The organism is Shewanella sp. 10N.261.52.F9, assembly GCF_041471165.1.
Classification (GTDB): Bacteria; Pseudomonadota; Gammaproteobacteria; order Enterobacterales; family Shewanellaceae; genus Shewanella; species Shewanella marinintestina.
Window position 1 is genome coordinate 219,129 of the sequence record NZ_JBFRNX010000008.1, and the last position, 8,130, is coordinate 227,258.

The following is an 8,130-nucleotide window of genomic DNA, read 5'->3' on the forward strand; positions in this document are numbered from 1 at the left end:
ACTGTATATACTGACAGGTACTGTATAGAAAGACAGGGTTAATAATGAGACCACTAACACCACGCCAAGCAGAAATTTTAGAGCTAATTAAACGTAATATTGCTGATACAGGCATGCCACCTACCCGTGCCGAGATAGCTCGACGTTTAGGTTTTAAATCTGCCAATGCTGCCGAAGAGCATTTAAAAGCGCTAGCCAAAAAGGGCTGCATTGAAATTATGCCGGGCACTTCGCGTGGTATTAAATTAACCCAAGAAAGCACTGAAGAAACCGATTTAGGTTTACCACTTATCGGCCAAGTGGCCGCGGGTGAACCTATTCTGGCTCAAGAACATGTTGAACAACATTATCAAGTTGACCCAGCAATGTTCCGTCCTGCTGCAGACTTCTTACTGCGAGTTCGCGGTGACAGCATGAAGAATATCGGTATTCTCGAAGGTGATCTGTTAGCTGTGCATAAGATAGAGCAGGCTCGAAATGGTCAGGTTGTTGTAGCACGAGTCGAAGACGATGTTACCGTTAAGCGTTTTGAGAAAAAGGGCAATAAAGTTTTCTTACACGCTGAAAACGAAGACTACTCACCAATTGAAGTGGATCTAGCAAACCAAAGTTTAAGCATTGAAGGTTTAGCTGTTGGTGTGATCCGCAATGGAGACTGGCAATGAATAAACTAATGGGAACAAGCCCGCGCCACCCAGGTCTTTGGCAAGATATGCCATCGACCACATTGGCAAACAATCCTATCAACGACATCACGACTATGGTTACCCAAACCCAAGGCCGTGATGAACTGAAACAGATTAGTGCACAGCTTTCGCAGCTAAGCCAACAGGGTCGCTGGATTGTACTCATTAGCCCGCCAAATATTGGTTATAAACAAATGTTAGCCGCAGCGGGTGTGCGTATGGACAGAATTTTATTAGTCCACGCAAAAGATGAAGTTGAAACCTTATGGGCAATGGAAAAGGCGTTAACTAGCGGCACTTCTAGTGCAGTGATTACTTGGACATCCTCACTTGATGCTCGCGATAGCAGACGATTACAAATTGTGGCAAAAAGTGCTCGTGCAGCAGGCATTATTATCGAGAACACTCTCGATAATAATACTGAAAATGTAAATGGTCACTTACCAAGTAGCGCAATTAACATACAGGATAATGCTTTTTCACAAGCTTCTCTGTTTGGTGGCATCCATTAATAAATTTTGTTGCTAACCTTGCTAATCTATTCTTTCTAGTAAAGAAATACAGTAATAAAAAAGCTCTCATATGAGAGCTTTTTTATTTCCGTTATTCGGTAAATCAATCGAAAAGTGATCTTGATCAATATTTAAACACCAAGTAGTGTAGGAAGTGATAACAACGATATTTTGTTATATCCGAACGATTTAGTCGTCGGTCTTTAGTTTGATAACAAACAAATTATGATTCAAATTGAGACTGAAATCGGCCTGATATATTTCAGCCGTAGGTGCCAATGTGGTGATACAAAGCAGTAGTAAATACTGAATATACAATAGTCGCTGTCGTAATTAAGTTAGTACGACAAGTTTGACAAAACCACTCGCGCACTTTGAAGTCATCGTTGCTTTTTTGGGAACTGAAGAGTTTACATAGAGCAGAGACTTACTGTGTGACTCTTCTTTGTCTTGTTGACAGAGGAGAAGTCTAGTGAAGCAATTGTTGTATAGTGTGCTAGCGCTACTATTTACGCCCGCGCTTGTTGCATCAGAAATGCCACTTAATATGACAAAAGGTGTTACGGATATCAGTGGTCAGGTCTACAGCCTCCACATGATAATTCTCTACATCTGTTGTGCTATTGGTATCGTGGTATTTGGCGTAATGATTTATGCCATGATCAACCACCGCAAATCTAAAGGCGCTGTTGCCGCCAATTTTCACGAAAGCACTAAAGTCGAGATCTTATGGACTGTTGTGCCTTTCATTATTCTTATCGGTATGGCCATTCCGGCAACCAAAACACTGATTGCTATGGAAGATCCCAGTAACGCCGATCTCACCATTAAAGTGACGGGTTCCCAATGGAAGTGGCATTACAGCTACTTCGATAAAGACATATCATTTTTCAGTTTACTTTCGACTCCGAGGGACCAAATTGAAGGCAATGCAACTAAAGGCGAAAACTACTTACTGGAAGTTGATAAGCCATTAGTGCTGCCTATTAACCGTAAAGTGCGCTTTTTAATGACTTCTGAAGACGTTATTCACTCTTGGTGGGTACCCGCTTTTGCCGTTAAAAAAGATGCTAATCCCGGTTTTATTAATGAAGCATGGACCAAGATTGATAAACCTGGGATCTACCGTGGTCAATGTGCTGAGCTATGCGGTAAAGACCACGGTTTTATGCCCATTGTGGTTGAAGCCTTATCAGAAAAAGACTTTGACGCTTGGCTAATCGCCCAACAGCAAGAAGCGAGTAACGCTGAAGCTGCAGCCCAAGCCGCCTTGTCGCAAACTCTGACAATGGAAGAGCTAATGAGTCAAGGTGAGCAAGTGTATATGGCTCGCTGTGCCGCCTGTCACCAACCTAATGGTGCCGGCCTACCTGGTGTATTCCCATCACTTATTGGCAGTCCAATGATCAAAGGCGCAGTTGCTGGTCATATTGATATTGTGGTCAACGGTAAGCCTGGTACTGCAATGCAGGCGTTTTCACAACAGCTCACTGCAACCGAAATTGCTGCTGTTGTGACCTTTGAGCGTAACGCTTGGGGCAATGATTCTGGTGAGATGGTGCAAGCTGCCGATATCAATGCAAATGGTAACGCTGCAACTGATGTTGCTGCCGATACAAGTGCTAACGATGCAGGCACACCAACAACCCTCCCAGCCACCTTAGATGATACTCAATCGATAGAGAACGAGGTTGTTGCCGCAACAGCTGCCGCAGTGGTGCTAGATGATTTGACCATGGATGAACTGATGGCCATGGGCGAGAAAGTCTACATGACCAGTTGCGTTGCTTGCCACCAAGCCACAGGTGCAGGCTTACCACCCGCATTCCCATCGCTCGTTGGTAGTCCTGTTATTAAAGGGCCTGTTACCGACCATCTTGAGATTGTGATTAATGGTAAACCGGGCACTGCTATGCAGGCGTTTGCGCAGCAGTTAACGCCACAAGAGATAGCCGCAGTGATTACCTTTGAGCGAAATGCTTGGGGTAATGATTCTGGCGATGCCGTACAAGCATCAGATGTCGATGGTCACGCTAAGTAGGGGATGTAAATGAGCACAATTACACAAGATTCACCAGCCGCTCACGACGATCACCATGATGACCACCATCATGGGGCGCCGAAAGGCATTATGCGCTGGATATTAACCACTAACCATAAAGATATCGGCACGCTTTATTTATGGTTTAGTTTCATCATGTTCCTCACCGGCGGCGCCATGGCAATGGTAATCCGAGCAGAACTATTTCAACCAGGCTTACAATTAGTTGAGCCTAACTTCTTTAACCAAATGACCACAGTCCATGGTTTGATCATGGTATTTGGCGCGGTAATGCCGGCCTTTACAGGCTTGGCTAACTGGTTAATTCCTATGATGATTGGTGCGCCAGATATGGCGCTACCGCGGATGAATAACTGGAGCTTTTGGATCTTGCCTTTCGCATTTTCAATCCTGCTAAGCTCACTATTTATGGAAGGAGGCGGACCTAACTTTGGCTGGACCTTCTACGCACCGTTGTCGACCACCTATAGTCCAGACAGCACAGCATTATTTGTATTTGCGGTGCATATTATGGGCATAAGCTCAATTATGGGTGCGATTAACGTAGTCGTGACCATCGTTAATATGCGCGCGCCGGGCATGACATGGATGAAGCTACCGCTATTCGTATGGACTTGGCTTATCACCGCATTCTTATTGATTGCTGTGATGCCAGTACTTGCGGGCGTGGTCACCATGGTACTTACCGACAAATACTTTGGCACCAGCTTTTTTGATGCGGCCGGTGGTGGCGATCCAGTCATGTTTCAACATATTTTCTGGTTCTTTGGTCACCCAGAAGTCTACATCATGATTTTGCCATCGTTCGGTATCATCTCCGCCATTGTGCCCGCCTTTAGCCGTAAACGCTTATTTGGTTATTCGTCGATGGTTTACGCCACCGCCAGTATCGCTATTTTGTCGTTCTTGGTTTGGGCGCACCATATGTTTACCACAGGCATGCCGGTGTTTGCAGAGCTGTTCTTTATGTATTGCACCATGTTGATTGCGGTGCCAACGGGCGTAAAGGTGTTCAACTGGGTAGCCACTATGTGGCGAGGCTCAATCACCTTTGAAACCCCTATGTTATTTGCGGTCGCCTTTATCATCTTGTTCACCATCGGTGGGTTCTCCGGACTCATGTTGGCAATCACCCCTGCGGATTTCCAATACCACGATACTTACTTTGTGGTGGCGCATTTCCACTATGTGCTGGTCACTGGGGCGATATTCTCCATCATGGCTGCAGCCTATTATTGGCTGCCTAAGTGGACCGGGAATATGTACAGCGAAAGCCTAGGCCGCTGGCACTTTTGGTGTTCAGTGATCTCAGTAAACGTATTGTTCTTCCCGATGCATTTCCTCGGGCTTGCCGGTATGCCACGACGGATCCCTGATTATGCGATTCAATTTGCCGACGTTAACCAAATTGTGTCGATTGGTGGGTTTGCCTTTGGTCTGTCACAGCTGATTTTCTTAGCAGTGGTGATTAAATGTATTCGCGGTGGAGAGAAAGCGCCAGCTAAGCCATGGGAAGGAGCAGAAGGTCTGGAATGGACCATTCCAAGTCCTGCGCCTTACCATTCATTTACTACACCGCCAGAGGTGAAGTAAACATGGATAAGTTGCAGCGTAAATCTAATAAGAAACTGATCATAGTGCTAATTTTTAGCTCTCTGGGCATGTTCGGCTTTGGGTTTGCGCTTGTTCCTTTATACGATGTTCTGTGCGACGCGCTGGGGATTAATGGCAAAACCCAAAGTACCGCTAGCGTTTATCAGCCCGTCGTCATCGATAAAAGCAGAAGCATCACCGTTGAGTTTGTGTCTCAGGTACAAAGCGACATGCCTTGGACCTTCAAACCTGAGGTCAACACTATGCAAGTTCACCCCGGTGAGCTTATTCGGACCCATTTTGTTGCGACAAATTTGTCTGCTAAACATATTGTTGGCCAAGCAATTCCGTCGGTATCGCCAGGACAAGGCGCCGCCTACTTTAATAAAACGGAATGCTTCTGTTTCAATCAGCAAGTATTAACGGCCCAAGCCGAAGCTGATCTTCCACTGATATTTTTTGTGGATCCCGAGTTACCGGATTCAATATCAACCTTGACCCTCTCTTATACCCTCTACAACATCACCGACAAGGGCTATGTCGCCAGCACTGCTGTAGAGCAAGGAGCCGCAAGATGACTATAGAAAAACATGAAAACTATTATGTTCCCGCCCAGAGCGCTTGGCCGATTATTGGGGCTATCGGCCTATTTCTAATCGCGTTTGGTGCTGGCAGCTATGTATCAGAATTAAAGACCGACAGTACCAGCGGCGGTTATATTCTGCTGGCAGGGATCGCTGTGATCATTTTTATGATCTTTGGCTGGTTTAGAACTGTCATTGCCGAATCGATGGCTGGACTCTATTCAAAGCAGATGGATCGCTCATTTAGACAAGGGATGAGCTGGTTTATTTTCTCTGAAGTGATGTTCTTCGCTGCCTTTTTCGGTGCACTATTTTATGCGCGTATGATTGCAGTGCCTTGGTTAGGTGGCGCATCTAATAACGCTATGACCAATGAAGTGTTATGGCCCACTTTCGAAGCGGTTTGGCCGCTGGTCACGACACCCGATGGTACCACCACCCAAGCTATGGGCTGGATGGGACTGCCCCTGTATAACACCTTAATCCTGTTAACCTCATCGGTAACCTTACACTTTGCTCATGTCGGGCTTGAACAAGATAAACGTAAGGCGCTAACAGTTTGGCTAGGGCTAACCATTTTACTGGGTATTGGGTTCTTATTTTTACAGGCTGAAGAGTATATCCATGCTTACCAAGAGATGGGACTGACTCTCGATGCGGGCGTTTACGGCAATACATTCTTCCTGTTAACCGGCTTTCACGGCATGCACGTTACCTTGGGGACTGTATTCTTGATTGTGCTGTTCTTTAGAGTGCTCAAAGGGCATTTCACCCCAGATAAGCAGTTTGCCTTCCAAGCTGGCGCTTGGTACTGGCACTTTGTAGATGTGGTTTGGTTATGTCTATTTATCTTTGTTTACGTATTGTAAAAGATAGAACTGAATCTTTAATAAGGTCTGGCGTTAGGGCTGATTACGCCAGACCCTAATGCCACCAGCAGCAAGACAACAACTAAAACAGATAACAGTACCCGTCTACCTAAATATTGGCTCATCGGGACTGTCTGTTCTCCTTTCACCATAATAAATAGGGCGCGACCTAGATTAAACAGTATGAATAGCAGTAGTAATACTAAGACGACTTTAAAGATAAACAAAACAGACATGGGTTCTCCTCGTGTTAAGGTGAATCTTGCGTGGTTATTTATTGTGCTTCTTACTGTGATAGTGTTTTCAACTTTGGTCAAGCTAGGTTTTTGGCAACTCGAACGCGCACAATATAAGTCGCAATGGCAGCAACAGCTAAGCCAAAGACAAGCAGCCTCAGTACTCAGCTATTCTCAGATACTTAATTCAGCTAAAGATGAATCTTTAACTGGCTTTAAACTTAGTGTTACAGTCACTCCTGTCTCGAGTGATATTTTTTTACTCGATAACCAAATCTATCAAGGTCGAGTCGGTTACCTTGCACTGCAAGCACTGCAAGTAGAAGAGCTTCAGCCTTGGCTGCTCGTCGAGCTAGGTTTTGTTCCTGCGGGGCTAAATCGTTCACAATTGCCTGACGTAGACTCCATCAGTCAGCCTATCACGCTAGAGGGGCGGGTTTATCAGAAGCAGATAAACCCGATGAGCTCAGAGTTAATGGCTGAAAACGCTTGGCCCAAGCGCATTCAGAATCTCAATATTCCCCAGCTTGCTCAGTTAATTGATAAACCTTTGGCTAATCTGGTTTTGCAGCCCAATAACCTCGACAACCCGTATCCTCACCCTTGGCAGCCAATCCCGTTATCATCGCAAAAACACCACGGCTATGCGGTGCAATGGTTTTCGATGGCCGCTGTGTTTGCATTTTTAATGGGATATCTATTGTTTCGTAAATTAAAACAATCAGATAAATAAGAAAATAAATAGGCTATTGCTAACTATACACAGACACTGTAGGTTAGAAATTAAGCGACCTAGCCGTTCCGGGAAGCTCAATTCTGAACAATTATTTTGATGGATTATTGTCACCATTTTTAGCCATTACAGACTGATAAGGTACGTTAGTCAGTGCGCTAGAAAGGATGAAAGAACAGAAAGAGGAGATGGAATGAACTCCCCCAAAAAGAACGGTAAGAAAACCCTCATACTTTTGTTATTGGCTTTTGTACTGCCAGTAATGGCTGCCAAGATTGTACTCAGCTTTGATTTATACCAAGGTGGAGCAACCAATAAAGGCCAACTACTTGAAAGCGTTAGCTATCAAAGCTTAGATATGGCCAATCCCCAGCCACAAGAGTGGCAGCTGTTGTATCAATTACCTAGCCATTGCGACGCCATCTGTGAAGACAGGCTCTACATCTTGCAGCAAAGCCATGTTGCCCTTGGCCGTAATCAAGATCGCGTACACACCATTATTATGGTTAACCAACACAGCGATACCGCCGCATTAACAGGCTTTGATTTTGTAACTGCAGCTCCCTCTAAACAGCTTAGTAAGCTGCTCAATCAACAAGAGTTAGTGATAGTCGATCCGCTTGGAAGCTTAGTCATGAGCTATCCGATTGCCGAAGACCATCAAGCACAAATCATGCAAGGTAAAGCGCTAGTAGCCGATCTGCGTAAGCTACTCAAGCTTTCACGGATTGGATAAGGGGGACTTTGATGCAGATTAAGTCGTTATTGAAAATCACTTTAGTGTTTACTTTGTGCGTGATAATGAATAGGCAAGCTTACTCTCTATTAGCCATCGCCAAATCCAACTTCATTGGA

General features: G+C 45.0%; 9 protein-coding genes. 8 read left to right on the forward strand and 1 reads right to left on the reverse strand.

Annotated features, from left to right (window positions below):
- Window positions 1-44 precede the first annotated feature (44 nt).
- The 6 genes from lexA (at window position 45) to AB4298_RS06815 (ending at window position 6,306) form a co-directional block, all read left to right on the forward strand.
- On the forward strand, window positions 45-665 hold the full coding sequence (lexA, locus tag AB4298_RS06790; protein ID WP_371986146.1) for a transcriptional repressor LexA: 621 nt from the start codon (window positions 45-47) through the stop codon (window positions 663-665).
- Window positions 662-1,198 carry a cell division inhibitor SulA gene (locus AB4298_RS06795; protein WP_248999788.1) on the forward strand — a complete coding sequence of 179 codons (537 nt, stop codon included), beginning with the start codon at window positions 662-664 and terminating at the stop codon, window positions 1,196-1,198. The genes lexA and AB4298_RS06795 overlap by 4 nt, the downstream gene beginning before the upstream one ends.
- 472 nt (window positions 1,199-1,670) lie before the next feature.
- The gene (coxB, locus tag AB4298_RS06800) at window positions 1,671-3,239 is read left to right on the forward strand and encodes a cytochrome c oxidase subunit II (protein ID WP_371986148.1); all 1,569 of its coding nucleotides are present in this window, start codon (window positions 1,671-1,673) and stop codon (window positions 3,237-3,239) included.
- A 9-nt stretch (window positions 3,240-3,248) separates the two neighbouring features.
- On the forward strand, window positions 3,249-4,853 hold the full coding sequence (ctaD, locus tag AB4298_RS06805) for a cytochrome c oxidase subunit I (RefSeq protein ID WP_220765678.1): 1,605 nt from the start codon (window positions 3,249-3,251) through the stop codon (window positions 4,851-4,853).
- A 2-nt stretch (window positions 4,854-4,855) separates the two neighbouring features.
- Window positions 4,856-5,431, forward strand: a complete 576-nt coding sequence (locus AB4298_RS06810) for a cytochrome c oxidase assembly protein (RefSeq protein WP_248999790.1) — start codon at window positions 4,856-4,858, stop codon at window positions 5,429-5,431.
- Window positions 5,428-6,306, forward strand: coding sequence for a cytochrome c oxidase subunit 3 (locus tag AB4298_RS06815; RefSeq protein ID WP_248999791.1), 879 nt, complete (start codon window positions 5,428-5,430; stop codon window positions 6,304-6,306). The genes AB4298_RS06810 and AB4298_RS06815 overlap by 4 nt, the downstream gene beginning before the upstream one ends.
- Before the next feature lie 17 nt (window positions 6,307-6,323).
- Here the strand turns inward: AB4298_RS06815 and AB4298_RS06820 are convergent, their stop codons facing one another.
- A complete protein-coding gene (locus tag AB4298_RS06820; protein WP_371986150.1) occupies window positions 6,324-6,542 on the reverse strand; it encodes a DUF2909 family protein in 219 nt (72 codons plus the stop codon).
- Between AB4298_RS06820 and AB4298_RS06825 the strand changes: the two genes are divergently transcribed.
- The gene (locus AB4298_RS06825; protein WP_248999793.1) at window positions 6,541-7,275 is read left to right on the forward strand and encodes an SURF1 family protein; all 735 of its coding nucleotides are present in this window, start codon (window positions 6,541-6,543) and stop codon (window positions 7,273-7,275) included. The genes AB4298_RS06820 and AB4298_RS06825 overlap by 2 nt on opposite strands.
- A 193-nt stretch (window positions 7,276-7,468) precedes the next feature.
- Window positions 7,469-8,011 carry a redox-active disulfide-containing membrane protein gene (locus AB4298_RS06830; RefSeq protein ID WP_371986151.1) on the forward strand — a complete coding sequence of 181 codons (543 nt, stop codon included), beginning with the start codon at window positions 7,469-7,471 and terminating at the stop codon, window positions 8,009-8,011.
- Window positions 8,012-8,130 lie beyond the last annotated feature (119 nt).

Excerpts from the sequence above, each read along its gene's own strand:
- lexA (WP_371986146.1), top strand. The coding sequence starts at position 45 with ATGAGACCACTAACACCACGCCAAGCAGAAATTTTAGAGCTAATTAAA.
- AB4298_RS06795 (WP_248999788.1), top strand. The coding sequence starts at position 662 with ATGAATAAACTAATGGGAACAAGCCCGCGCCACCCAGGTCTTTGGCAA.
- ctaD (WP_220765678.1), top strand. The coding sequence starts at position 3,249 with ATGAGCACAATTACACAAGATTCACCAGCCGCTCACGACGATCACCAT.
- AB4298_RS06810 (WP_248999790.1), top strand. The coding sequence starts at position 4,856 with ATGGATAAGTTGCAGCGTAAATCTAATAAGAAACTGATCATAGTGCTA.
- AB4298_RS06815 (WP_248999791.1), top strand. The coding sequence starts at position 5,428 with ATGACTATAGAAAAACATGAAAACTATTATGTTCCCGCCCAGAGCGCT.
- AB4298_RS06825 (WP_248999793.1), top strand. The coding sequence starts at position 6,541 with ATGGGTTCTCCTCGTGTTAAGGTGAATCTTGCGTGGTTATTTATTGTG.
- AB4298_RS06820 (WP_371986150.1), bottom strand. The coding sequence starts at position 6,542 with ATGTCTGTTTTGTTTATCTTTAAAGTCGTCTTAGTATTACTACTGCTA.
- AB4298_RS06830 (WP_371986151.1), top strand. The coding sequence starts at position 7,469 with ATGAACTCCCCCAAAAAGAACGGTAAGAAAACCCTCATACTTTTGTTA.